The sequence below is a fragment of the Spirosoma agri genome (genome assembly GCF_010747415.1).
GTDB classification, from domain to species: Bacteria; Bacteroidota; Bacteroidia; order Cytophagales; family Spirosomataceae; genus Spirosoma; species Spirosoma agri.
The window spans coordinates 2,851,753-2,875,679 of sequence record NZ_JAAGNZ010000001.1 but is presented as its reverse complement, the minus strand read 5'-3'; the positions used below and the strand labels follow the sequence as shown (position 1 = coordinate 2,875,679).

The window sequence follows — 23,927 nt, the reverse complement described above, 5'->3', positions numbered from 1 at the left end:
AGGTTAGTAACCCGTTATTGGTTTAAATAGTTACGGCTCCCTCGAAAACCCGCTGGGCCGGCCCAATCAGGTGTATGCCCTCGAAACTACCGTCGGCCTGCGCTCTGAATGATACACGTAGATTCCCGCCTACGGTCCGGATAGCGATCGGACCGGGCATGTGCAGCTGCTGATGTGCCACCAGGGCAACCGCCGTTACGCCCGTACCGCAGGAGTAGGTTTCGTCTTCGACACCCCGTTCATACGTCCGTACGAATACGGTATGATCATCAACGATTTGCGCAAAATTCACATTGGTACCAGCCGGTTGAAAGGTCGAACTGTACCGGATTGCGCGTCCTTCCGCGACAACATCCAGCGATTCGAGATCATCAACAAACCGGACAACGTGGGGCGACCCGGTGTTCAGGAATGTCAGTCCATCGCGGTTGTCGATACCCGTCACGTTACTCATCTTCAGGGAAATAGTACCGTCACGGACAACGGCCAGATGTTCGCCATCTACGGCCAGAAAGCGCGTTTCACTGGCGAACAGGCCCAGATCATGGGCAAACCGGACAATACAGCGGCCTCCGTTACCGCACATGCTTCCTTCGGCACCGTCGGCATTGAAATAGACCATTTTGAAATCATACGCGGGATCGTTCCGGAGCAGGATCAGGCCGTCGGCACCGATACCGAAACGGCGATGACACAATCGTTCGATATACGCCTGATCGGAAGCCGGAAACGTACCCGCCCGATCATCGATCAGGACAAAGTCGTTGCCGGTACCCTGGTATTTGAAGAAAGTCATAAGTTGATCGCAACGGGCTCCGGCCATTGCCGATAAAGATAGCCGCGACAGCCGGAGCCTGTTGCGGTACATACAAAAAAAGCCACCCTGTTCAGGCAGCTTTTAAACGAATCGTAGGTTGTGCTAGGCGATTAAGCTGCAGTAACTTTTGGCTTACGCTCTTTGAGACGTGCTGCTTTACCCTGACGACCACGCAGGAAGAATAACCGTGCGCGACGTACTTTACCCATACGAACCACATCAATTTTGTCGATATTCGGCGACAGGACCGGGAAGATCCGTTCTACACCAATACCATTCGATACTTTGCGGACAGTAAAGGTCTCACCAGCACTGCTTGGGTTCCGGCGTTGAATCACCGTGCCCGTAAACACCTGGATACGCTCTTTATTGCCTTCGCGGATTTTGACGTGTACGTTCACCGTATCGCCCGCCCGGAACGTGGGCAACTCGGCGCGACGCTGCGCGTTGTCTGCCTCCACTAATTTGATTAACTCGCTCATGACTGTATATAGATCGCCAGAAAAGTATTTGCGAAATGAGCCGCAAAGATAGTAAATTTCTCAGTAGTTGAAAATACTTTTGCGAAATTACCCCGTGAAACCGACGCCGACCCGATGAAAATACTGAATGCTGACCAGATTCGTGCCCTCGATCAATCGACAATCCAAAACGAGCCTATTGCGCCCATCAACCTCATGGAGCGGGCCGCTCTGGCGTTTGTCGACTGGTTTGTCGATCATTTTTCGGATAAAAAGACGACTAAAATCTTCTGTGGACTGGGCAATAACGGCGGTGACGGGTTAGCCATTGCCCGTCTTCTTCTGGAACGTGACTACCCGATTGAGATATACGTTGTCCGCTACGCACCCCGCGAGTCCGATGACTTCATGCATAACCATCGGCGTCTCAAACTCGTCACAGACAGTGTTCGTTACATCGAGTCGTCAGATGATATTCCCTCCATTCGTCATAACGAAGTTGTGATCGACGCCATTCTTGGCTCCGGCCTGTCGCGCCCGACCGAAGGCATTGTCAAGAGCACCATTGAAGCCATCAACCGCGCTCCGGCTATGGTTGTAGCGGTCGATATCGCCAGTGGTCTGTATACCGACCAGCCCAATACGTCAACGGATGTCATCATTGAGCCTGACTACACCATTTCGTTCCAGTTACCGAAATTAGCGTTCATTCTTCCTAAGAACGGTCGTTACGTGGGTGAGTGGCAAATCGTGAATATCCGGCTGCACAAACGCTATATCGATCTGGCTCCTACGCCCTATTACTACACCCAGGCACGGGATGCGCGCCTGTTACTCCGTAAACGGGACCGATTTTCGAACAAAGGGTCGTTTGGCCACGCGCTACTTCTGGTGGGCAGCTACGGAAAAATAGGCGCTGCGGTTTTGTCAGCACGGGCCTGTTTACGGTCAGGTGTGGGCTTGCTGACGGTACAGGTCCCGGCCTGTGGCTACGCAATTCTGCAAACAGCCGTACCCGAAGCCATGTGCCTTCCCGACACAGATGAGCACTATTTAACGGGCCAGAGTGCCGTCGACAGTCTGCCCCCCGCCACGTTCTCAACGCTGGGTATTGGCCCCGGTATCGGCAAAAATCCGGGCACGCTCACAATGCTGCGGAATCTACTTCCAACGCTGGAGAAACCTATTGTGATCGACGCCGATGCGCTGAACCTGCTGTCCGAGCATCGCGATCTGCTCGATAAGCTGCCCAGAAACAGCATTTTAACGCCCCACCCGAAAGAGTTTGAACGCCTTACCCAGCCGTGGGCTAACGATTACCAGAAACTGGATAGTCTCCGCGATTTTGCGAAGAAATACAAAGTCGTTGTTGTCCTGAAAGGTGCTTATTCAGCCGTAGCCACGCCCGATGGTGATATCCACTTCAACTCAACCGGTAACCCCGGCCTGAGCACTGGTGGTACAGGCGACGTGCTGACGGGTATTCTGACGGCGTTACTTGCTCAGGGTTATGATCCAATCGAAGCTGCGGTTCTAGGTGTTTTTGCGCATGGTTTGGCGGGAGACAAGGCCGCTGAAAAGCGCGGACCTGTCGGCATGACGGCTTCGGATGTCATTGATGCGTTAAGCTGGACCTAATTTTGTAGAAATTAAGTAACATTGTCGTGTAGTATATTCTACAGCTATACGATAATGTTACTCAATATTCATTTTCAGTTGCTACCGATTAATAAACATAGTGCCAACTTTTTACTGGCCAGATCAGGTAGTTATACGCAAGGTGTAAAATCCGGGTTTCCGCTCTATTCTGTCGAGTAGCATGGCCTTAAATTTGTAGCGTTTTTGGCAGCTTATCCCTTAGCTATTTATGAAACATACAACACAACGCGACTGGCGTGTAAGTCGCCCCGCACGAAGATCACGAGTCATCTTCGATCAAACCACCGCTCTGGGTGGCTTAACAGTAGCGTTGTTCGCCTATATCATTTATCACTTTGTTTATCCACTAGTCTCAAAAGGATTACTCTGGTAAATCAATTCTTCCAACAAAAAATCCCGCCAGTTCAGCTGACGGGATTTTTTGTTGATAACGTCACGCCTACTGCATCAACTGATAGGTTGCGAATGCGGAAATATAGGCCACAACCATCATGTAGATCAGTTGTACCGCAGGCCATTTCCAGCTCCTGGTTTCACGCTGGGTGGCTGCCAGTGTACTCATACACATCATCGCAAACACATAAAAGACCAGCAACGACCACGCCAGTGCGGGCGTATACATGGGTCCGCCCGTCTCGGGATTACGCTCCTGTTTCAATCGCTCCCGGATCGTAACCCCTTCGTCATCACCGGTTCCAATGCTATAAATGGTGGCCATTGTACCCACGAACACTTCGCGGGCAGCAAATGAACTGATCAGGGCAATACCTATTTTCCAGTCGTAGCCAAGCGGTTTGATAACGGGCTCTATGAAGTGACCAAAGTGGCCGGCATACGACGCTTCGAGCCGTTCTGACGCAACGAGATTAGCCAGCGTATCATCCGTCAGGGTTGGGTTTTGTTGTCGGGTATGGGCCTCAGCCTGTTGCATTGCATCGCCGGGACCATAGCTGGCCAGTACCCACAGCACGATAGAGATCGCCAGAATGACACGCCCTGCCTCCCAGACAAAGGACCGTACGCTTTCCCAAACGCTGATACCGACGTGATTCCAGCGGGGTAGTTTGAACGTTGGCAACTCCATAATAAAGAAACTGCGTTCTCGACTCCGCAACACCAGTTTCAATATGTAAGCGGCAACCAGGGCGCTGATCAGGCCCAACAGGTACAATGCCATTAGGGCGAGCCCCTGTAGATTGAACAGACCTAATATGCGCTGATTAGGTACGACAAGGGCAATCAAAATGGTGTAAATGGGCAGTCGGGCGGAGCAGCTCATCAGGGGCGTCACCAGAATGGTGATCAGCCGATCCCGCTTCGTACCGATACTGCGCGTGGCTATAATGGCTGGTACGGCGCAGGCAACCCCCGAAATTAGGGGAACCACGCTCCGACCGTTCAGGCCGAACTTGCGCATGATACGATCCATGATGACCATTACCCTCGACATATAGCCCGATTCTTCGAGAAGGGCGACGAGTAGAAACAGGAAAGCGATTTGCGGAATAAAGACCAAAATACCACCAATACCCGCCAGGATTCCATCGGTCAGTAAATCGGTGAGCGGCCCCGCAGGAAGGCTTTCTTTCAATTGACCATTGATCCACGCGACGCCCGTGTCGATGGCATCCATGAACGGCTGGGCCCATGCAAAAATGGCCTGGAAGATCAACAGGAGCACAAAACCGAAAATGGCGTACCCCCAAACCGGGTGTAACAAAACCCGGTCCAGCTTCTGACTCCAGGTTGGTTGATTAGCCGGCCGCTGATCGGTAACGGTTTCGGCCACAACGGTAGCAATGCGTTTGTAACGCGTGATCGTTTCCTCGGCCTGAAACGTCGGTTCACTAAACTGATATTTGCTGATGAGGGCATCCAGACCTGCCTGCTGCTGCCGGTTCAGGAACGAAAATCCGTCGTGCTGGATAATGTATTGTAAGGCCAGGTAATTATTGTCAAGCTTATACTGTTCTTTCGTATCCGTAATGAGCGCCGTTGCTCCCTCGGCGGGGTCGAAGAAAAGCTTGCCAGCTACGGTAGGTGACTGAAGTTGATTAAGAACGGCCTTGACAAGCTGGTCAATACCCTCACCCACGCGCGCATTGATCCGCACAACCGGTACACCCAGCCGCATGGCCAGTCGCACGGCATTGATTTCTTTGGCCTGCTGACGGGCAACATCCAGCATATTCAAGGCCAGTATCACCGGAACACCCAGATCGGCGACTTGCGTAAAGAGCAGTAAATTGCGGTGAAGATTGGAGGCATCAACAACGACGATAGCAACGTCCGGATAATCGGGATGGGCAGGATTAGCCAGTATATCGGTGACCAGCTGCTCGTCTAATGACTTAGGGTAAATCGAATAAACACCGGGCAGATCAACAACGGTGGCTGTGGTATGGGCGTCGATCGGCCAGGAACCGGATTTTTTATCGACCGTAACGCCGGGAAAATTACCGGTTTTTTGACGTAGTCCGGTCAGTTGGTTGAACAGTGACGATTTACCGGCATTCGGATTTCCAATAAGGGCTATTACAGGGGAACTCAACTGGTTATGGGTTGTGGTTTGTCGGTTATGGCCACACTCTACAGGCAGACCACAACGGACAAACTAGTCAATTAAAATCGTAGCAGCTTCGGACTTGCGCATGGCCAGACAATAACCGGATACATTCAGACAGATCGGGTCACCCAGTGGTGCTTTGCCGCTTAGACAAACTTCAGCGCCTGGCAAACAGCCCATTTCAAGCAGTTTGAGGGATAACAACTGGTTATCGAACGATTGAATGGTACCTCGCTCGCCAACTTTCAGATCAGCCACGCTGCGCTTGCTCATGGTAATGCCGCTCTTATTTAGATTCAGTTTAATTAACGCAAGATTACAACGGAAAGTTGTTGGATGCAAGGAAGAACGGCAAAGAAATTCCTAGCCGATCAGGTCCCAGCCGAATCGGATGATCGTCGCCGTGATAATCAGTAGAAAGAAGACACGGATAAACTGATTCCCTTTCAGGATAGCTAGTCGTGCACCCAGAAACGCGCCGGATAGGTTGGCCAGGGCCATCGGAAAGGCAACGGCGTAAAGGATTTTACCCTCGTTTACAAAGAACAACGTGCTGGCCAGATTCGTAGCCGCGTTGACCAGCTTGGCATGAGCGCTGGCCTTCAGAAAATCAAACCCGATCAGCGTAATGAACCCCAGGACAAGAAAACTTCCGGTTCCCGGCCCGAAAAAGCCGTCATAAAAGCCAATACAGGCCCCCATAGTCCACATGCGTAGGCGCTGCTGGCGGGCGGAGACATACTGCTGCGTTACCTGCCCGAACTCTTTTTTGATTAGCGTGTAGATGAACACAGCCACCAGAATGACCAGCGCCACTGGTTTCATGAAGCTGTTGGGTACGCGGGTAAGCGTCAGCGAGCCCAGCCACGACGCGGCAAACGCAATCGCCATCATCGGCGCAATGAAACGACCGATAACAACAACCCGTCGGCTGTATTGAAACGCACCCATCAGACTCCCGGCCAGTGATGGTATTTTTGTCGATGCAATCAGCGTTGGTACCGGATACTGAGGCAGCGTAAAGAGAATAGCGGGCGTTTGGATTAATCCACCCCCACCGATTATAGCATCGACAAAACCAGCCAGGAACGAAAAAGCGCAGAGAATCAGCGTAGTAGAACTATCCATTCGTATAAATAAGACTTGCGGTACGGCATTATGCCTGAGCAACGCTCCCGTAGTGGGGTAACTTCTTCCGGCATCGTGTTCACATTCAGAGACAAACCGACTGACAGGGCCAACCGGACGCGCAAAAATGGAATGCTGACTTTCAGAAGACGATCAGAATGCAAAACTATTTCTTTTTCGCATCAGCATTGCACCGTAAATTTGCAGCATTAAAAAAGCGGGCATGGCAGAATCAGTACGACAGTTGAGTGCATTGATGCGGAAGGAATTTCTGCTGGAGTGGCGGCAACGCTACGCGCTCAACGGGATGCTGCTGTACATTGTCGGGGCCGTTTTTGTGTGTTATTTAAGTTTCAATGCGCGACGTGGTCAGCTGACGCCGATCGTTTGGAATACATTGTTCTGGATTATTCTGTTGTTTACGGCCATCAACGCCATTGCCAAGAGTTTTGTGCAGGAGCGCGCGGGGCGGCAGCTGTATTATTATATACTGGCGAGTCCGCAGCAGATCATCCTGTCGAAGATTCTGTACAATACGGTGCTGATGCTGGTGCTGGCCTTGTTGGGCTTCGGGGTGTACGCCTTTGTGCTGGGCAATCCGGTCGATGATGTTCCGTTATATCTGTTGACCCTCATTCTGGGTGCTATTGGCTTTGCAGCCTCCCTGACGCTGGTTTCGGGCATCGCCAGCAAGGCCGAAAATCCGGCGACGCTGATGGCAGTATTGAGTTTCCCTATCATTCTGCCGCTGCTGCTGATGCTGCTTAAACTGTCAAAAAACGCACTCGACGGCCTTGACCGAAGCGCAAGCTGGGATGAGATCGGAACGGTGCTGGCCATCGATGTTATTGTCGTAACCTTATCGTTGTTGCTGTTCCCATTTTTGTGGCGGAGCTAACCTGTGACGCGGACGGTCCGCCGTTGCGGTAAAAAACCGCTCGTTTACCAATTAAAGGCGGGTTTCCACCCGCGTTACCTATGAAAAAGAATTGGTGGAAAGTCCTTTCGGTCCTGATTCTGACCTATGTTGTCTTACAGGGTTTGCTGGGCGTTGTTCCTCGGCAGCCCATCCTGAACGAGAGTATCCGAAACGTTTATTTCCACGTTCCGCTCTGGTTCGGCATGATCATCCTGCTCCTGACGTCAGCCGTCTATTCCATTCGCTACCTGCGCAGTGGTCGTTTCGACGATGACCTCGTTGCGGTCGAGTTTGCCAACACTGCCATTCTATACGGGTTGTTGGGTTGTCTGACAGGCTCGATCTGGGCTAATTTCACCTGGGGCGAACCCTGGCCTAACGACCCAAAGCTGAACAGCGTTGCCGTGGGTATGCTCATGTACCTGGCTTATTTGATTTTGCGGGGTTCCTTCGATGATGAGCAACGACGCGCCCGCATTTCGGCGGTTTATAATATTTTCGCGTTCGCCGTCTTTATTCCTCTCATCTTTATCGTGCCTCGGCTGAACGATTCGCTACATCCCGGCAACGGAGGTAACCCGGCCTTCGGAAAGTACGATATGGATAATAGCCTCCGTATGGTGTTCTATCCGGCCATTATTGGGTTTACGCTGCTGGGTGTCTGGATCACGGAACTGCGCGTCAGGCTCCGTCGGATAAAAGTTGCTTTGGACGATTAATTCTGTGGGACCAAACCGGAATGATTCGTCTTCTTTTTGCGTTAATTCTTAGACTTATTTCTCTTATTCAAATGGGACTGTCTTTTTTGACAAAAGCACCACTGGCGGCCTTGCTTCTTCTCAGCCAGCAACTTATGGCTCAACAACCGGTTTCGAACGGCGTTGAGATGGCCGATAAGCTCCGGGCTGATGGTAAGATCTGGGTAGTTGTGGCGGTCATTGCGGCCATATTTGCGGGTATTATTATTTATCTGGTTCGTCTCGACCGGCAGATTGGCAAATTGGAAAAGGAAGTAAAGCAGACCGGAACACCCGCGCAGAAGAACGATTACAGCCTGTAGTTTGTGGCTTACCTCAGTAAACTGTACACCAATTAACCAACATGAAACTCTCTCACATTTTCGGTATCGTCGTCATTGCACTGGCTATCGGTATCATCGTAGCAACGGCGGGCGACGCCAGTTCATACGTCACCTTCAAGCAGGCTTCTGAACTCGCGCAGGACGGCGACGAAAAAATGATTCACGTCGTGGGTAAGGTGCAGAAAGATGCACAGGGTCGTGTCACCGATATGCTCTATGATCCGGCTATCGACCCGAACCACTTTGAATTTACGCTGATCGATAACGAAAATCACCCGCAAAAAGTCGTTTACAATAGCCCTAAGCCGCAGGATTTCGAGCGTTCGGAGCAGATTGTCGTGATCGGTGCCATGCAGGGTGATCATTTCCAGTGCAACAAAATTCTGCTCAAATGCCCTTCGAAGTACCAGGAGAACAAGCTGGAAACGACGGAGCACGAAGCCAAAACAGCGCAATTATGAAAGAAGCGACTTAATGAAAACGCAGAGAATGTGTTCATTCCGTCGCCTTTTAGTTCTTTCTACTCTTAGTCAATGATACATACTACAGTCGGGCAACTCGGCCACTTTTTCGTCATTCTGTCATTTGTTACAGCGCTGGTAGCGACGGTAGCCTATTTTCTCTCCTCGCTCGGTCGTCGGGCCAGTGTAGAAGTGGTATCGATCGAAGAGCCACAACTTGCGTATGCAGGAGAGTCCACATTCGGAGGAAAAACGGCGAAGCGAAAAGCACCCGCCCAACTGAGCCGCTCCGGGTCGCAGGCTAATCAGAAGCCAGCCAAGGACGACTGGAAAACGCTGGCGCGCTGGTCATTCTGCCTACACGCCCTGGCGGTGTTCGGTGTTGGAGCCAGCCTGTATTACATCATTTACAATCACTATTTCGAATACCACTACGCCTGGAGCCACTCGTCGCTGGCCCTGCCGGTGCAATACATGATTTCGTGCTTCTGGGAAGGGCAGGAAGGATCGTTTCTGCTCTGGCTTTTCTGGGATGCGGTGCTGGGTGTCATTCTGATCACTACCAGCCGGAGTGCGATAGGCAAACAATGGGAGGCCCCCATGATGACTGTTTTTGCGCTCGTTCAGGCGTTTCTGGCCTCTATGATCCTGGGCGTTGTATTCGGCGACACGTTCAAGCTTGGCTCCTCGCCTTTCCTGCTGCTGACCGAAGCCATGCCGGACGCTCCGATCTTCACCGCTGATCCTACGTTTGTACCCAAAGACGGGAACGGCCTGAATCCGCTGCTTCAGAACTACTGGATGGTCATTCACCCGCCAACGCTTTTTCTGGGCTTTGCCTTGACACTCGTCCCGTTTGCGTATTGCATTGCTGGCTTATGGCGCAACCAACCCCTCGAATGGATTCGTCCGGCGTTACCCTGGACGCTGTTTGGAGCTATGATTTTGGGTATCGGCATCATGATGGGTGGTTACTGGGCTTACGAAACGCTAAATTTCGGCGGTTACTGGAACTGGGACCCGGTCGAAAATGCCGTTTTTGTCCCCTGGCTGGTCATGGTAGGTGCCCTGCATACGATGCTGATCGCCAAACGCAGTTCAACGGGCCTGAAAACGACCATTATCCTGACGATTGCGACGTTCCTGCTGATCTTGTACTCCACTTTCCTGACGCGAAGCGGTATTCTGGGCAACGCATCCGTTCACTCATTCACTGATCTAGGCCTATCCGGTCAGTTGCTGGTTTACTTGCTGGCGTTCGTCGTGCTGGCCGTTGTACTGGCGGCCCGTAAGTGGAAATACATTCCGACCGATGAGCAGGAAGCCTCCGTGTATACTAAAGAATTCTGGTTGTTTATCGGTGCTACGGTGCTGTGTTTATCAGCCTTTCAGATTATTGCAACAACGTCCATTCCGGTTTACAACAAGATTCTGGAAAGCTTCGGCAAAATATCGAATCTGGCCTTACCAGCCGATCAGATTGCTCACTACAACAAATTCCAGGTCTGGTTCTTCGTCGTGATTGCGTTGCTGACGGGCGTTGGGCAGTTTATGTGGTGGCGCAGGCTGGACAACAAAAAGTGGGACGCACTCATTACGCCGGGCATCATAACGCTGCTTGTCAGCGCGGGTCTGATCGCGTTCGGGTCCATCAAGAATCCGGTATACATGATTCTGCTCGTAGCCGCCGTGTTTGCGCTCGTCACCAATGGCACTATCCTGCTGGGAATTATTCGCGGTAATTACCGTTTCTCGGGCGGTGCGATCGCTCACATTGGTCTGGCGTTGATGCTGATTGGTATTTTGTATTCGGCCGGGTTCTCGAAAGTTATTTCGATCAATACCAGTGGTCTACTGATCTCAAAGCAGGACGAATTCACGAAGAACGATAATAAAGAAAACAAAGAGAATACGCTTTTGTGGTTGAATCAGCCCGAGCGTATGGGCACGTATCAGATCACCTATCGTGGTCAGCGCATCGAAGCGCGTGATGTACCGGGCTATATTCCGCGCAAAGATGTGATGGTCATCGAGGGTGATTATCATGGCATTGCCCAGAAGAATATTGAACAGAACGGCAAAGTTTACCACAAGAAAGGAGACACTCTCGCGCTCTATCCGGAGAACACCTATTACGAAGTGGAGTACCGCGAACCCAGCGGGAAAGTGTTCAGCCTATTCCCTCGTGCGCAGGTTAACGAACGGATGGGGCTGCTGGCTTCGCCCGATACCCGTCACAAAGCGGATCGTGATATTTACACGTACGTCAACTCGGTGCCTGATCCGAGTGCTGAAAACAAATGGGAAAAGACCGAAACGTATAGCGTGGCTATTAAAGATACCTTTTTCCTGAATGACTACGTAGCTATTCTGGACGATGTCGTCCGGACGAATGAGGTGGAAGGGATGGAAATTAGTGCCAGCGACGCAGCCATACGGGCACGGGTACGGGTAATGAGCAAAAACGGCGAGCAGACATTAAATCCCGCGTTTGTTATCAAAAACCGGATGGTCGCTCACCCTGCCGAAGTAAGTGACGAGCTAGGCGTGCGCATTCAGTTGAACGAGATCGACCCGCAAACCGGTAAGTTTACATTCGCCGTTAACCGGACGCAGCGTGACTACATCGTAATGAAAGCCTTCGAAAAACCGCTCATCAACGTACTCTGGATCGGTACCCTGATCGTTGTCCTGGGCTTTCTGATTGCTATCGTCCGCCGGTATCGTGAGTTTAGAAAGATGCGGGATAAGATGATCTGATGAAACTGAAACTTTCTGAAATACTGCTTCTTTCGGGTGGTGCCGGATTCCTGATTCTTTGGATTGCCGAATACCAGCGCACAACCTTTACGGAGAGTTATTGGTTATTGATGCTGTGTCTGGGTTGTTTGCTGGCGTTTCAGTACGTTAAGAACAAACGACTCGAACGCGAAAAAGCAATCTCGCCCACCATTAAACAGATGGTGGAAGATCGGAAGAAAAAGAAGAAATAGGGTCTGGTTTGTAGTGTTGTAGACCGCTAGCTGGCTCTTTGTTTGCGGTTCAGGAGTCTTTTATCACTCCACCCAGCCACAAACGAGCACTAACGAATGGAGGCTGCTTGCTGAACGGTGCTCGATAGGCCATATCTTGGGAGATGGTCTATCGAGCACCGTTCAGCAAGCAGCCTCAACAAATGACCGAAACGACTAACCGAAATTCGATTGGAACCCTACGCGTTACTTTTTGGTGCCTTACTCGCGCTTGTGCTGGCGGGCTTTTTCTCAGCCGTCGAAATGGCATACGTGTCGGTCAATCGACTCTATTTCGAGCTACACAGTAAGCAGGGCCCCCTGAGCGAGAAACTAGTATCCGGTTTTCTGAAAAATCCAATTCTGTTCGTCGGTACTACGCTTACGGGCAATACGCTTTTTCTGGTCCTTTACGCGGTACTGGGCGTTACGGCGCTGAATCCATTGCTGATGGCCATTTTGCCCGAATCCTGGGCTGACCACCAGTTTGTGTTTATTACGATTGAAACGATCGTTCTGACCATCGTTTTTCTTCCCCTCGCCGATTACCTACCCAAGAGTTTAGCCCTTATTCATCCCGACCGGTTTCTGGAAGCACTCGCAGTGCCATTGTGGGTTATCTACAAAGCCATCGCTCCGCTGGTCCGCGTTTTGGTTGGAGTAGCCCGGTTTCTGATCCGATTCATGTTAGGTAACCGAAACCCGGAGATCCGTCCGGTCTTTGGTCTGACCGATCTTAACCATTATCTCCAGCAACTGAATCAGAAAACCGATAAGGAAGAAGATCTGGAGATCGATACGCAGATTTTCAACAACGCCATTGAGTTTCGCGATGTGCGCGTACGTGACTGCCTGGTTCCCCGTACTGAAATCAATGCCATTGAGGTTGATGATAGCGTAGAGGAGCTTCGGCAGGCTTTTCAGGACAGTGGTCACTCAAAAATTATCATCTACCGCGATACGATCGATGATGTTATTGGCTATTGTCATGCGCTGGCGTTGTTCCAGAAACCCGCTACGGTCGAGGAAATTATAACGCCCATCATCACGATTCCCGAAACGATGCCCGCTCAGGACCTGTTGCTGCGCTTTCTGTCCGAGCGAAAAAGCCTGGCACTGGTTGTCGATGAGTTCGGCGGCACGGCCGGAATTGTTAGTCTGGAGGATATGGTCGAGCAGATTTTTGGTGAGATTCAGGATGAATACGACACCAATGAAGACTGGACCGAGCAGCAACTCGATGACCATACCTGGCTGCTGAGCGCCCGACACGAAATCGACGACCTCAACACAACCTACGGCTGGTCCATTCCCGAAGGCAGTTACGATACGCTCGGCGGATTGATTCTGGCAACGAACGAAGACCTTCCCCACGTTGGTGAGATCATCGAATTATCACCCTTTACGTTTACGATTGTGTCTATGGATGGCACACGAATCGATACCGTCAAAGTTCATTTGAACCAAAATTTGGCGGATTAAAAGGCTCGCCTTTTTTTCAAAAGCCGAATCACCACTACTTTTGGGGCGTAGGTTCAGCCGCAAAGAAAATGTCTGGGTTCGGCGGCCTACTTTTGAATCAATTACTTCTTGCACCTGTGAATTCATTATCGACTCAACAGACCGTTGCACGACACCTGCTTGCCGTGCGGGCCGTCCGGTTACAACCCGATTCACCATTTACCTGGAGTTCAGGCTGGAAATCGCCCATCTACTGCGACAATCGCGTTACGCTGGCCTATCCGGAAGTACGCACGTTTATTAAAAATGCCCTCGCAGACCGGATTCGGCAGGAATTTCCTTCGGCCGACGTTATTGCCGGTGTCGCTACGGCGGGGATTCCGCAGGGTGTTCTCGTGGCAGATGTGCTCGACCTCCCCTATTGCTATGTCCGGCCCGAGCCCAAAGCACACGGTATGGGCAAACAAATTGAAGGGTATCTAGAGGCAGGACAGCGGGTCGTCGTCATTGAAGACCTGATTTCGACCGGCGGTAGTTCGCTCAAAGTAGTGGATGCCTTACGGGGTGCCGGAGCTGAGGTTTTGGGCATGGCGGCCATTTTCACCTATGATTTTCCACTGGCGGCCCAGAATTTTGCCAGCAAGAATGTGCCGCTGGTCTGTCTAAGCGATTATAATGTGTTACTGGCAGAAGCCCAGTCGCTCGACTATATTTCAGCCGATGCGCTGGATTCGCTCGCTGCCTGGCGCGAAAATCCAGCCGAATGGGGAAAATAATGGTTTATAGTTTGTGGTTTGTTTTTATAGCCTGCATCAAGCCACGACAAACCACAAACTAAACCACAACTATGGCCACCATTACCGCCCGGATTGAACGGACATCCTACGAAACCCACCTATCAACCAGTTCACAGGTTATTGTTGTCGACGAACCGCACGACGTAGGCGGTCAGGATCGGGGTATGCACCCCGGCGAACTACTGGCCGGGGCGCTTGCTTCCTGCACCGTTATCACAGTACGCATGTACGCAGACCGTAAAGAATTACCGCTCGATTCAGTTGTTGCGCACGTAGACTACACGTATGATCCCGCTCAGAAGCAGGCGCTTTTTTCCACAAAGCTTATCCTTAACGGCGATCTCAGCGAAGAACAACGTATTCGACTGTTCGAAATAGCTGATCGTTGCCCAATACATAAAGCGCTGGCTAACCCAAGTACGTTTGAAACGACACTCGTCGACGGATCAGGAACAGACCACTGTCCGGCTACTGCCGTTAATCTAGAAACCGAAGAGCCACGTTCGTAAGTTTATATCAGGAGCAATACCCCATTCAGGGTCTAGTCAGGTAGCATCGACTTCATATCTGACGCGTGAGTCGGGTAAGCAAACAGCATCTGACCCAGCGCGGTGGCCGTAATCTGGTGCTTCATCGCCAGCGCAAACAGATTTATGACTTCCTCATTGCCGGAACCCAGCAGATGCGCCCCTATGACCTGGTCGGTTTCTTCGTCTACCAGCGTTTTAAATCCCGAAAATGGCTCGTTAATGCGCTGACTGACATACCAGTCGGTGGTTTCCTGAAAGAGAACCTTTATTTTGCGTCCCTGCTTAGTAGCCTGTTCTTCGGTTAAACCGATTGAAGCCAGCGGAGGCACCGTAAAGACGGTTGACGGCACCGCATCATTAACGTAGGTTCGGTTGTTTCCATTGAGGATATTGCTGGCTACGATCTTACCTTCGTACGAGGCTAATGGCGTGAGCGGCAGTCCTTTATCAGCCACATCTCCGCAGGCATAAACCGCTGGGTTCGATACACTTTGCAGGTATTCATCCACGGCTATGCCCTTTTTAGTTAGCTCAACGTTCCCTTTCGCCAAATCCAACTCAGCGACATCAGCCACCCGCCCTGCTGCATGAACGACTAGCCTGGCTGATACCTGATGGTTCGATCCATCGCGTTCATACTGAACGGTCAACGCACCGGATTCTCCCTTAATAGCCGTCACTTTCGCTTCCAGCACGATAAAAATACCAATGGCGCGCATCGCTTTGACCAAGAGTGCCACCACATCGGCGTCGAACTCTTCCAGTGGTCGTTTACCCTGATGAAGAATAACTACCTTAGCGCCAGCGCGGGCGGCAATGTGCGCGAATTCGAAAGCGATGTAACCTCCGCCAATCATAACGATCTCTTCAGGCAACTCGGCCAGTTCCATGAACCCGGTACTGTCCGTGAGGAGTTCTTCGCCGGGAATGTCCAGCGGCTTTGGGCGTAGGCCGGTTGCAATCACGATCTGGTTCGCCTGTAGATCGTCGTTACCCACCCGAATTGTCGTTTCGGACAAGAACGTAGCCGCACCATGAAACAGGTGAATGCCCTGATCGGCAAATTTCTTTTCGGTGTTCTCCGGAATGGGTTCGGTGAATGTTTTCTTATAGTTGATCAGATCGGCCCAGTTGATAGTGGCCGAACTCGTAATCCCTTTCCCAACCAGTTGGCTCGACCGGGCCACGATTTCAGCAGCACCGACCAAGATTTTTTTGGGATCGCATCCCCGCTGAGAGCACGTACCACCAAAGGGCAACTTATCAATGATGGCAACGGATTTTCCAGCTTCACGGGCTGCTTCCGCTACAGTTTTACCGGCCGATCCAGTACCGATAACAATAAGGTCGAATGATTGCATAGAAAGGGTGCATGACTGTTTGCTCCTCTATAACACCAATCCGAATCAATCGTCTAAAAAGAAAACTGGGTAATCAGGTTCTGCGCCCAATTACCCAGTTGCCAGTTTATCTTTATCACCTACGCTACGGCTTCGTATAATTCCTCACGTTGGGCTTTTACCCGTTCGTCGGTGAGATACTCGTCGTACGTCATCAATTTATCGAGGATGCCGGCTGGCGTAATTTCAATCACGCGGGTAGCAACCGTCTGCACGAACTGGTGATCGTGCGAGGTGAACAAAATTGGCCCTTTAAAATCAATTAAGCCGTTGTTGAGCGATTCGATGGATTCGAGGTCAAGGTGGTTGGTTGGCTCATCGAGCAGCAGCACATTGGCCCCCGACAGCATCATTCTCGACAGCATGCACCGTACTTTTTCACCCCCGCTCAACACGGTCGCTTTCTTCAGCGATTCTTCACCGGAAAAGAGCATCCGACCCAGAAACCCACGAATAAAACTCTCGTCTTTCTCCACCGAATACTGCCGCAGCCAATCCACCAGATTTAGATCCGTCTGGAAAAATTTCTCCTTCTCGGCATCCGTCGGGAAATACGACATCGTAATCGTAATCCCCCACCGGAAGGTACCAGAATCGGCTTTACGCTCGCCCGCCAAAATGTCGAGCAGGGCCGAAACCGCCAGTCCATCGCGGCTGTAGAGGAAAACCTTATCCCCCCGGTTCACCGTAAAGGACATGTTCTCGAACAGTTTCGTGCCGTCCTCGGCCGTGTATGTCAGGTTTTCGACGGTTAAAATCTGGTCGCCGGGTTCGCGTTCAGGCTTAAAATTAACGTATGGATATTTGCGCGATGACGGCTGAATATCATCGATGGTTAGTTTTTCGAGCAATTTAGCGCGGCTGGTTGCCTGTTTCGATTTCGACGCGTTAGCCGAGAATCGACGGATAAATTCTTCGAGTTCCTTGCGCTTATCTTCCGTTTTCTTGTTCTGATCCTGACGCTGTTTCAACGCCAGTTGACTCGACTCATACCAGAATGAATAGTTCCCGGCGAAGAGTTTAACCTTACTGAAATCGACATCGACGATCTGTGTGCACACCTGATCCAAGAAGTGACGATCGTGGGATACAACGATAACAGTGTTGCTGAAATTCGCCAGAAAGTTTTCCAGCCAGCTCACCGATTCCACATCGAGGTTGTTAGTCGGCTCATCGAGCAGTAGCACATCGGGGCTACCGAACAGGGCCTGCGCCAACAGCACACGTACTTTCTCCGAGCCGTTAATGTCCGACATCAGGGAGTAATGGAGGTCTTCTTTGATGCCCAGACCGGACAGCAAGCTAGCCGCGTCTGATTCGGCATCCCAGCCGTTCATTTCCGCAAATTCGGCTTCGAGTTCGGCGGCTTTCTCGCCATCGGCATCGGTAAACTCTTCTTTGGCGTAGAGAATATCTTTCTCCTGCATGATGTCATACAGGCGTTTGTTGCCGATGATGACCGTTTGCAATACCGTATAGTCGTCGTAGGCAGACTGATTCTGGTTCAGCACCGACATCCGTTCGCCGGGGGTCATGACTACGGAACCTGTTTGCGGTTCTATTTCACCCGACAGGATTTTGAGGAACGTGGATTTACCGGCACCATTGGCTCCAATTACGCCGTAGCAGTTGCCAGACGTAAATTTTATGGTGACGTCGTCAAATAAAACCCGCTTCCCGTAGCGGAGGGAGACGTTTTGTACCGATATCATGGGTTGATTTGTGTTCAGATTGAACAACAAAGGTACGAAAATTTACCGGTAAAAAGGAGTCCTGCCGACAAGCGGTCAAATGTGCCCCTTGGCTGGGTTTTCTGTTCACCCTGCGCCTAAAATCCGTACTTTTATCCGCATTTCAACCTGTAAATTCCCATGCTTCAAGCTGCCACGCTGACGTTTCTGAGTGACCTGAAAGCCAATAATAATAAAGTCTGGTTCGACGAAAATCGGACGACTTATGAAGCCGCCCGTGCTGATTTCATCCGGTTTATCGGCCAACTGATCGATGGGCTGAATACCATCGACCCGGCCATTGCCCAAACGCCCTTGCAGCCCAAGGGTTGCATTTTCGCATCAATCGGGATGTTCGTTTTTCGGCCAACAAGTCGCCCTACAAAACCAATTTCGGAGCGTGGTTCAATAAAGGCGGAAAGAAACTGGAATCGGCCGGATACTATTTCAATCTGGAGCCAGGTCGGAGTTTTATCGCGGGTGGTCTGTACATGCCCGATGCTACGGTACTGGCCACTGTCCGTCAGGAAATTGACTACAATTTTGACGAATTTGAGAGCTTGCTAACAGCCCCGGCCTTCGCCGGTTATTTTGGGGAGCTTAACCGCGACGGAGCCCTGAAACGTCCACCCAAAGGGTACACAGCCGATAATCCAGCCATCGAGTACTTAAAACTCAAAAGCCTTACGGTAACCCATAGCCTGACCGATGCAGCTTTGACCAAACCGACACTGGCAAAACAAGTTCTCGATGGCTTTGCGACCCTACATCCGTTGGTGACCTACCTGAATCGGGCTGTAGGATAATCGTAAGGCAGGCCGCGTTATAGGGTCAGATGCACCGATTGAACGGATTCGCCGTAAAAAACGGTGGCCTGCCGGTCGAAGTCTTCGGTAGAATCGGTGGTCAGAAACATCCGGCGACCGTGTTGGCTGCATTGACCTTCGATCTCCGGATGGCGATTCAAGTAATCGGCCAGGCTGTCGGCGACAATACCACCCTGGCTTAAAATCGTTGTATTGGGGGGAGCAAACTGTCTTATTTTGTCGATCAGCAACGGGTAGTGCGTACAGGCTAGGAGGATCGTGTCAATGGCGGGCGACTTGGTCATCAACCGGTCAATGTGTTGGTTGACAAAGTAGTCGGCCCCCGGACTGGCATACTCGCCATTTTCGACCAGTGGTACCCACATTGGGCAAGCTTCCTGCGTAACCTGCAAGTCCGGAAAGAACTTGTCGATCTCCACTACGTATGATTCGGACGTAACGGTTCCGCGTGTGGCCAGAATCCCGACATGACCACTCGTTGAATAATGGCCAATCACTTCGGTTGTGGGTCGGATTACGCCCAGCACGCGCCTATCCGGACCATCCAGTCCGGGCACCAGCGTGGGCAAATCGAGTTGCTGAATATTGCGCAGTGCTTTGGCTGACGCGGTATTACAGGCCAGAATCACCAATCGACAGCCCTTGTCAAACAGATGATTGACACATTCGAGCGTGTAGTGATACACCGTATCGAATGAGCGTGTGCCGTACGGGGTTCGGGCGTTGTCGCCCAAATAAACGTAATCGTACTGGGGAAGTTTGCGAACGAGTTCGCGTAACACGGTCAGGCCACCATAACCCGAATCAAATACACCGATTGGTTGCGACAATACACTCATTAGTACTTGCTGGCTTTCTTTTTAGCCTCGGACAGTAATCCATCCAACGCCTTTCTGTCGTACACGGTTCCCCGCAAAATGACCGTATTAATCGCCTGGGTAGCGTCGATTGCGGCTACGGGATTCCGGTCGAGCAACAGGATATCGGCACTTTTTCCGGCGGCAATACTCCCATACAAATCCGATTTACGTAGAAATTCCGGTCCCGGAATAATGGCCGACTGTAGGGCCTGCAAGGGCGTCAGGCCCGCTTTCACGAAGTAGCTAAGCTCCTGGTGTAGACCAAGCCCCGGATACACGTACGAGTTTAAAAAACCAGCATCGGTTCCGGCCATAATCGTCACGCCCGCCTTGTGAAGCAACGGCAGCAAGGCACTCGTTTTTTCGTACACCGCGTGCCGCTCGGCGATGGCCTCGGGTCCGTCTTTAGCTACCCGATTGACGCGCCAGGCATACGTATTCTTCAGACCCGGACCGATATACTGCAGATACGTATCGTTCTGGTGATTATCCTGATCCAGAAACGCTATGGTCCGGCTGATATTCAGCGTTGGCACCACATACGTCCCGTTTTTAGCCATACGCCGGTAGACGGGTAAGGCCGTCGCTTCGTCGAAACTCTGCATGACCATCGGCGAAGCCAGACGAGCGGTCAATTGCCCGGCCCTTACCTTTTCGGCGACTTCTTTATCCCGCGTTGACCCCGCTTTGAACACGTAGCTCATATGCTCGACCGATCCCAATCCTGCCGACGTAACCTGATCCATCGTGAGGGCAAAGGGTACATGCCCGGAGGTTTTCATTCCCCGTTTTTTGGCTTCCTGCAAGATGTAGAGGTAAATATCAGGCGTAATAGTGTTGTCGGTGATCTTCACAAAATCGACCTTCATCCGCTGTAGCGAGTCGAGCATTTTGTCAACTTCAGCATTCGTACTGACTTCAATATCACCGACCCAGCTCGATTTATAGCCTTCCAATTTAGGCCCGGAGGTAAACAGCGTAGGGCCGGCCAGCTCGCCTTTCGCAATCTGCTCACGCCATTGTAGAACAGATGAACTCAGGTCGGCCGCTGCGTCGCGAATGCCCGTAATGCCGTGCGCAATGTACAGAGGCAGCAGGTTTTTATTCTCCTCGATAAGCGTATCGCCCCCACCAAAATGGACGTGCATATCCCACAGACCCGGAATAATATACTTCCCCGTTGCATCAATGACCGTTTTCGCCTTAAAATCGGCGAGCCGCGACTCATCGAAAACGCCTACGATGGTCTTGCCGCGGGTGGCGATTAGTTTTTTCGTCTGGATCGTCCCGGTTCTTACGTCGATTAGATTTCCCGATTTGATCAGTACATCGACAGTTTGCTTCTGAGCGATGGACATTTCAGCGGTTGCCAACAGGAAAAGCAGGTTAAGAAGAAAGTTTTTCATGATGTAGATCGATGTGATAGGGACTTATAATTTTGACAATTACAGTCAATAAAACATATGCCGTATCTTGGAGATACGGCATATGTTTTATTGACTGTAATTGTTTACCTAACCCAGCAGTTCTTTCCCCTGCGCCAGAGCCGCATCCAGTCCCGACGAATCGGTGCCGCCAGCGGTTGCAAAGAAAGGCTGACCACCGCCACCGCCTTTGATATGTTTAGCCAGTTCTTTCACGACCTGCCCCGCATTGAGGTTCTTGCCCTGAATCAGCGAATCGGGTAGCATCACGGCAAGTTGTGGTTTTCCGTTGATATCAGCGCCAAGCACCACAGCCAGGTTATCGACTTTCGCTTTCAGATCGTAAGCCAGTTGCTTGAGGGCATCAGCCGACGGAACGTCGACCCGCTCGACCAAGCGCGAATGGCCCGGTCCGCCATTCGGGTTGATGGTTTCAACTTTATCAAGAAGCTGATTTTTCAACTGCTGTACTTTCTCGTTCTGCAACGCTTCTACCTGTTTTTGCAAAGCCGTCCGTTCGTCAAGTAGCGACTGTACAGCTTTCACAACATCTTTGGGCGCTTTCAGCAATTCTTTCAGTTCGCTGACAAGCGCCATCTGCTCGTTCACCAGGGCTTCCGCACCGGCTGACGTTTTGGCTTCGATCCGCCGAACACCCGTCGATACGGAGCCTTCGCCCGTGAACTTGAACAGACCAATATGGCCGGTTGCCGGAACGTGCGTACCCCCGCAAAGCTCGACCGAATAACTCGGATCGAACGTGATGACGCGCACAAAATCACCATATTTCTCCCCGAACAAGGCCGTTGCACCCAAGGCTTTCGCTTCCCCTATTGGCACGTTTCGCTTCTCGTCCAGCTTAATGTCTTCGCGTATTTTCTCGTTTACGATACGCTCTACCTCCGCCAGTTGCTCATCCGAAACCTTCGTGAAGTGCGAGAAGTCGAATCGCAGAGCGTCAGGACCTACATACGATCCTTTCTGTGCGATGTGTGGACCCAGTACGTCACGCAAGGCCGAATGCAGCAGGTGCGTCGCCGTATGGTTACTACTTGTCAACCCACGACGGGCCGTATTGATAGCCGCATAAACTGATTCGGTTTGAGCGATTAAATCATCGATTTCATCCGAATCAGCGACAATATGAATGGTCAGATCATTCTCCTTCTTGGTGTCAAGCACAGGCAGCGTTCCGATCTGATCCGGACCGACGAAAAGCGTCAACAAACCCGTATCGCCGATTTGACCACCTGATTCCGCGTAGAATGGCGTTTTATCAAGCACGATCTGCACCTGGGTCCCCTGTTTATTGCGAATCTTTCGGTACTTCACAATATGCGCATACGCTTCCGGTTGATCGTAGCCAACGAATTCAACCTGATCGGTCTCTGCCAGCTCAATCCAGTCACCAGCCGATGACGTTGCGTCTTTGCGCGAACGGGTTTTCTGCTCCTGAAGCGATTTCTGAAAACCAGCTTCATCGATGGTCAGCCCTTTTTCGCGAGCGATCAGGGCAGTTAGGTCAGCGGGAAAGCCAAACGTATCGTTTAGTTCAAAAACGGTTTCGCCCGGAATTTCAGTCTTACTATCGGTTGTCAACTGACCAATGATCTGATCGAGACGACCCAGTCCCGATCCTAATGTCCGCAGGAAGGCGATTTCTTCCTCCCGAATGACCGTGGCCACGAAATCACGCTGGGCGTTCAGTTCGGGAAACACATCGGCAAACTGCATCGCCAGCGTCGGCACGAGTTTGGTCATGAACGGTTCGTTCAGGTTCAGATACGAATAGCCGTACCTAATGGCCCGACGCAAAATCCGCCGGATGACGTAACCCGCCTTCGCGTTCGACGGCACCAGCCCGTCAGCAATCGCAAAGGATACCGCCCGGATGTGATCGGCAATGACGCGCATAGCCACATCCGATGAACGGTCCGGCGCTCCGGCCATTGTGCCGCCGTATGGCTTACCCGACAATTCTTCGATAACGTGGATCGTCCCCGAAAAAACGTCGGTATCGTAGTTTGATTTTTTGCCCTGGATAGCCATGCACAGTCGCTCGAAACCCATGCCCGTATCGACGTGCCGGGCGGGCAGTGGCTCCAGCGAACTATCGGCCTTGCGGTTGAACTGCATGAACACCAGGTTCCAGATTTCGACAACCTGCGGGTGATCGGCGTTTACCAGTTCCTTACCGGGTTTTTCGGCCACTTCTTCGGCGGAACGAAGGTCAACGTGGATTTCCGAACAGGGGCCGCAGGGACCCGTATCGCCCATTTCCCAGAAGTTATCCTTCTTGTTGCCGTAGATGATGCGATCTTCACCGACGATAGGCTTCCAGAGATCGAACGCTTCCTGATCGAATGGAACGTTATCTCTCTCATCTCCCTGAAACACAGAGACATAGAGCCGATCTTTCGGTAACTTATAGACTTCCGTCAGCAGTTCCCAGGCCCATTGAATCGCTTCTTTTTTGAAATAATCCCCAAACGACCAGTTGCCGAGCATCTCGAACATGGTGTGGTGATAGGTATCGAACCCAACGTCTTCGAGGTCGTTGTGCTTACCCGACACGCGCAAACATTTCTGCGTATCGGCCACCCGCTTCGACGGGGGCGTACCATTGCCGAGGAAAAAATCCTTGAATTGGGCCATACCCGAATTGTTAAACATCAGCGTCGGGTCGTTTTTGGCGACAATCGAAGCCGAAGGGACAATCAGGTGTTGCTTAGAGCGGAAGAAGTCGAGAAAATGCCGACGTATTTCGTGGGAAGTCATTATGGTAGTCATTAGTC

21 protein-coding genes and 1 pseudogene are annotated in these 23,927 nt (G+C 51.5%); 12 read left to right on the top strand and 10 right to left on the bottom strand.

From position 1 onward, the window contains the following. Positions 1 to 22: 22 nt before the first annotated feature. Both dapF and rplS read right to left on the bottom strand, forming a co-directional pair. Positions 23 to 796 (bottom strand): diaminopimelate epimerase, encoded by a 774-nt coding sequence (gene dapF / locus GK091_RS11945; protein ID WP_164040757.1) that lies wholly within the window; start codon positions 794 to 796, stop codon positions 23 to 25. Between the two features lie 131 nt (positions 797 to 927). Then, positions 928 to 1,299: a 50S ribosomal protein L19 gene (rplS, locus tag GK091_RS11940; protein ID WP_164037870.1), complete on the bottom strand. Its 372-nt coding sequence runs from the start codon at positions 1,297 to 1,299 to the stop codon at positions 928 to 930. 114 nt (positions 1,300 to 1,413) lie between these two features. Between rplS and GK091_RS11935 the strand changes: the two genes are divergently transcribed. Both GK091_RS11935 and GK091_RS29375 read left to right on the top strand, forming a co-directional pair. Next, positions 1,414 to 2,916 (top strand): NAD(P)H-hydrate dehydratase, encoded by a 1,503-nt coding sequence (locus GK091_RS11935; RefSeq protein WP_164037866.1) that lies wholly within the window; start codon positions 1,414 to 1,416, stop codon positions 2,914 to 2,916. A gap of 229 nt (positions 2,917 to 3,145) precedes the next feature. Beyond that, positions 3,146 to 3,310 carry a hypothetical protein gene (locus tag GK091_RS29375; RefSeq protein WP_170312648.1) on the top strand — a complete coding sequence of 55 codons (165 nt, stop codon included), beginning with the start codon at positions 3,146 to 3,148 and terminating at the stop codon, positions 3,308 to 3,310. A 66-nt stretch (positions 3,311 to 3,376) separates the two neighbouring features. Here GK091_RS29375 and feoB read toward each other — a convergent pair whose 3' ends face one another. The 3 genes from feoB to GK091_RS11920 form a co-directional block, all read right to left on the bottom strand. Then, on the bottom strand, positions 3,377 to 5,488 hold the full coding sequence (gene feoB / locus GK091_RS11930) for a ferrous iron transport protein B (RefSeq protein WP_164037864.1): 2,112 nt from the start codon (positions 5,486 to 5,488) through the stop codon (positions 3,377 to 3,379). Positions 5,489 to 5,551: 63 nt separating this feature from the next. Then, positions 5,552 to 5,776, bottom strand: coding sequence for a FeoA family protein (locus tag GK091_RS11925; protein ID WP_164037862.1), 225 nt, complete (start codon positions 5,774 to 5,776; stop codon positions 5,552 to 5,554). 90 nt (positions 5,777 to 5,866) lie between these two features. Then, positions 5,867 to 6,631: a sulfite exporter TauE/SafE family protein gene (locus GK091_RS11920; protein ID WP_164037859.1), complete on the bottom strand. Its 765-nt coding sequence runs from the start codon at positions 6,629 to 6,631 to the stop codon at positions 5,867 to 5,869. Positions 6,632 to 6,854: 223 nt separating this feature from the next. On the opposite strand from GK091_RS11920, the gene GK091_RS11915 reads away from it, so the two are divergent. From GK091_RS11915 to GK091_RS11875, 9 genes are all read left to right on the top strand, one after another. Next, positions 6,855 to 7,529 carry a heme exporter protein CcmB gene (locus GK091_RS11915; protein WP_164037855.1) on the top strand — a complete coding sequence of 225 codons (675 nt, stop codon included), beginning with the start codon at positions 6,855 to 6,857 and terminating at the stop codon, positions 7,527 to 7,529. An 80-nt stretch (positions 7,530 to 7,609) separates the two neighbouring features. Then, a complete protein-coding gene (ccsA, locus tag GK091_RS11910) occupies positions 7,610 to 8,269 on the top strand; it encodes a cytochrome c biogenesis protein CcsA (protein WP_164037852.1) in 660 nt (219 codons plus the stop codon). 71 nt (positions 8,270 to 8,340) lie between these two features. After that, the gene (locus GK091_RS11905; RefSeq protein WP_164037849.1) at positions 8,341 to 8,610 is read left to right on the top strand and encodes a CcmD family protein; all 270 of its coding nucleotides are present in this window, start codon (positions 8,341 to 8,343) and stop codon (positions 8,608 to 8,610) included. A gap of 41 nt (positions 8,611 to 8,651) precedes the next feature. Beyond that, positions 8,652 to 9,092: a cytochrome c maturation protein CcmE domain-containing protein gene (locus GK091_RS11900; protein WP_164037846.1), complete on the top strand. Its 441-nt coding sequence runs from the start codon at positions 8,652 to 8,654 to the stop codon at positions 9,090 to 9,092. A 72-nt stretch (positions 9,093 to 9,164) separates the two neighbouring features. Next, entirely contained in the window at positions 9,165 to 11,852 is a 2,688-nt protein-coding gene (gene ccsA, locus GK091_RS11895; RefSeq protein WP_164037843.1) for a cytochrome c biogenesis protein CcsA, read from the top strand. Next, a complete protein-coding gene (locus GK091_RS11890) occupies positions 11,852 to 12,085 on the top strand; it encodes a hypothetical protein (RefSeq protein ID WP_246202215.1) in 234 nt (77 codons plus the stop codon). Before ccsA (GK091_RS11895) ends, GK091_RS11890 begins: the two co-directional genes overlap by 1 nt. Before the next feature lie 210 nt (positions 12,086 to 12,295). Beyond that, positions 12,296 to 13,585 carry a hemolysin family protein gene (locus GK091_RS11885; protein WP_164037841.1) on the top strand — a complete coding sequence of 430 codons (1,290 nt, stop codon included), beginning with the start codon at positions 12,296 to 12,298 and terminating at the stop codon, positions 13,583 to 13,585. Between the two features lie 116 nt (positions 13,586 to 13,701). Then, positions 13,702 to 14,340 (top strand): orotate phosphoribosyltransferase, encoded by a 639-nt coding sequence (gene pyrE / locus GK091_RS11880; protein WP_164037838.1) that lies wholly within the window; start codon positions 13,702 to 13,704, stop codon positions 14,338 to 14,340. Positions 14,341 to 14,411: 71 nt separating this feature from the next. Further along, complete coding sequence (locus tag GK091_RS11875; protein WP_164037834.1) at positions 14,412 to 14,870, top strand: OsmC family protein; 459 nt, start codon at positions 14,412 to 14,414, stop codon at positions 14,868 to 14,870. A gap of 32 nt (positions 14,871 to 14,902) precedes the next feature. Here the strand turns inward: GK091_RS11875 and GK091_RS11870 are convergent, their stop codons facing one another. Continuing rightward, a complete protein-coding gene (locus tag GK091_RS11870; RefSeq protein WP_164037831.1) occupies positions 14,903 to 16,252 on the bottom strand; it encodes a dihydrolipoyl dehydrogenase family protein in 1,350 nt (449 codons plus the stop codon). A 119-nt stretch (positions 16,253 to 16,371) separates the two neighbouring features. After that, a complete protein-coding gene (locus GK091_RS11865) occupies positions 16,372 to 18,003 on the bottom strand; it encodes an ABC-F family ATP-binding cassette domain-containing protein (protein WP_164037828.1) in 1,632 nt (543 codons plus the stop codon). A gap of 159 nt (positions 18,004 to 18,162) precedes the next feature. Here GK091_RS11865 and GK091_RS11860 point away from each other — a divergent pair. Beyond that, a pseudogene (locus GK091_RS11860) lies at positions 18,163 to 18,827 on the top strand (DUF2461 domain-containing protein). Positions 18,828 to 18,844: 17 nt separating this feature from the next. Here GK091_RS11860 and murI read toward each other — a convergent pair. From murI to alaS, 3 genes are all read right to left on the bottom strand, one after another. Further along, positions 18,845 to 19,687, bottom strand: a complete 843-nt coding sequence (gene murI, locus GK091_RS11855) for a glutamate racemase (protein WP_164037824.1) — start codon at positions 19,685 to 19,687, stop codon at positions 18,845 to 18,847. After that, positions 19,687 to 21,114, bottom strand: coding sequence for an amidohydrolase family protein (locus GK091_RS11850; RefSeq protein WP_170312646.1), 1,428 nt, complete (start codon positions 21,112 to 21,114; stop codon positions 19,687 to 19,689). The genes murI and GK091_RS11850 overlap by 1 nt, the downstream gene beginning before the upstream one ends. A gap of 108 nt (positions 21,115 to 21,222) precedes the next feature. Continuing rightward, the gene (gene alaS, locus GK091_RS11845) at positions 21,223 to 23,910 is read right to left on the bottom strand and encodes an alanine--tRNA ligase (protein WP_164037822.1); all 2,688 of its coding nucleotides are present in this window, start codon (positions 23,908 to 23,910) and stop codon (positions 21,223 to 21,225) included. Positions 23,911 to 23,927 lie beyond the last annotated feature (17 nt).